Annotated in this window: 1 protein-coding gene, 1 tRNA gene and 1 pseudogene; 2 read left to right on the top strand and 1 reads right to left on the bottom strand. The window is 51.1% G+C overall.

All coding sequences use genetic code 11. The annotated features are described in order from the left end of the window. Positions 1–828 (top strand): annotated as a pseudogene (locus tag HMPREF0080_RS07340) (oxaloacetate decarboxylase subunit alpha); the annotation flags it as partial. A 95-nt stretch (positions 829–923) separates the two neighbouring features. On the opposite strand, the gene HMPREF0080_RS07335 reads toward HMPREF0080_RS07340, so the two are convergent. Continuing rightward, a tRNA-Pro gene (locus HMPREF0080_RS07335) sits at positions 924–1,000 on the bottom strand. Between the two features lie 162 nt (positions 1,001–1,162). On the opposite strand from HMPREF0080_RS07335, the gene HMPREF0080_RS07330 reads away from it, so the two are divergent. Beyond that, positions 1,163–2,246, top strand: a 1,084-nt coding sequence (locus tag HMPREF0080_RS07330) for a PHP domain-containing protein (protein WP_006790772.1), incomplete at its 3' end; no start/stop codon positions are given.

Genomic DNA, 2,246 nt, shown 5'->3' with positions numbered 1-2,246 from the left:
GTGCGTATGCTGAAGAAGCATCTGACCGTTCCCATTGAGCTTCACACGCATTGTACCTGCGGCTTCGGTGAAATGACCTATATGAAGGCCGTTGAAGCGGGCGTCGACATTATCGACACGGCCCTTTCCCCTTTCGGCGCCGTTACCAGTCAGCCGGCAACGGAAACGATGGTCATGGCTTTGCAGGACAGCATTTATGATACGAATATTGATACGGAAAAACTCTGGCCCGTTGCGGACCACTTTAAGGAAGTGCGTAAGCAGCTGGCCGATGAATTTAATCTCACCATGCCGAGTCAAATCAATCCGGCCGTGCGGAAGTATCAGATTCCCGGCGGCATGCTGACGAATCTGTACAATCAGCTTAAAAGCCAGGGGGCGGAAGACCGGTTTGATGAAGTATTGGCGGAAATGCCCAATGTCCGCCGCGACCTCGGCTACCCGCCCCTGGTAACGCCTACGAGCCAGATTACCGGTTCCGCTGCGGCGCTCAATGTTCTCTTCGGCCGGTATAAGATGATTACGAATGAAGTTCGCGATATTGTCCGCGGTAAATACGGGCGCGTGCCAGGAGAAATTACGGAAGAGTTCCGCAAGCTCTGCATCGGCGATGAACCGGTTATTGATTACCGGCCGGCCGATGATTTGGAACCGGAAGTAGGCAAGGCGAAACGGGAATTGGCCGATGCCGGGTATCCCGACGCGCCTATGGAAGACGTACTCAGCTACGCCCTCTTTCCGGAAGTGGCGTTGCCCTTCTTTGCTAAACGGAAGGAAATGTGGGAACAGGCGGATGCGGCCGAAATGGCACAGATCGGAGAAGTATAAGACCGGTAAGAGCCTTTGCAGGTAAGCTGCAGGGGCTCTTTCCCGTCACGGGAGCAAAAAAATAAGACATTGACTGAGCAATGTCTTATTTCAGCTGGTCGGAACGGCGAGATTTGAACTCGCGACCTCTTCCACCCCAAGGAAGCGCGCTACCAAGCTGCGCCACGTCCCGCTAACAGCATTATTTTACTAGAATCGGAGATGTTTGTCAACGGGAAAGAGGCTGTTTTCCGCGCCCGGACGGGCAGTCCGGACGCAACGGGAGCGGATGAATTTTTCCTTTTTCAGTGTTACAATAAAGAGTGTCTGTTGAACTGATTTTTTTGGAGTTTTTATGAAATCGTTTGTACACTTACATAATCATACCCAATACAGCCTTTTCGACGGCTTGACGCGTATTCCCGAGATGGTGAAGAAGGCGAAAGAAGAAGGGATGCCTGCCGTCGCTATTACGGATCATGGCAATATGTACGGTCTCATACACCTGTATAAGGCGGCAAAAGAGCAGGGAATAAAGCCGATTTTGGGCTGCGAAATATACATGACAAGGGGCAGCCGTTTCGAGCAGAAGACAAAGGAACGTCTCTGCCATCTTATTTTGCTGGCCAAAAATACGGCAGGCTATCATAATCTCGTGAAGATCGTTTCCAAAGGATTTGTGGACGGCGAAAACAACTATCATCGGCCCCGGGTCGACTTTGATCTGCTCGAACAGTATCATGAAGGACTCATCGCTTTATCCGCCTGCATTGAAGGACAGGTGCAGCAGGATATTCTCAACCGCAATGAAGCCGGAGCCAGACGGACGCTGGAGCAGTTCATCCGCATTTTCGGCAAAGATGATTTCTATTTGGAAATTCAAAATCACGGACTGCCCGAAGAAAAGGAAATACGCCGCGTTTTTACAGAGTGGTCGAAGGAATACGGCTTAAAACTGGTGGCAACAAACGATTTCCACTATCTTAATAAAGAAGACGCGCCGGCTCAGGAAGTGAAGCTTTGCATTTCGACAGGCAGCACCTTGGACGACCCTGCGCATTTCCGTTTTTCCAATAACGAGTTTTATATGAAAACGCGGGAAGAAATGGAAAAGCTTTTTCCCGATCATATTGAGGCTCTTGATACGACCTTGGAAATTGCCGACAAATGTAATGTCGAAATCAGCTTTAATGACCGCCATTTGCCGCGGTTCCCCGTGCCTGAAGGGGAAACGGCCGAAACGTATTTGCGGAAGATTTGTGAGGAGGCGCTGCCGCTGCGCTATGACCCCGTAACGGCAGAGGTGCGGCAGCGCCTTGACTACGAACTCGGCGTTATCAGCGCTATGGATTTCCCGTCATACTTTCTTATCGTCTGGGACTATGTCAAATATGCGCGGGATCATGAAATTCCCGTCGGCCCCGGCCGCGGTTCCGCGG

Origin of the sequence: Megasphaera geminata F0357 (assembly GCF_000239275.1) — a bacterium.
Classification (GTDB): domain Bacteria; phylum Bacillota; class Negativicutes; order Veillonellales; family Megasphaeraceae; genus Megasphaera; species Megasphaera geminata.
This window is presented reverse-complemented; position numbering and strand designations above follow the sequence as displayed.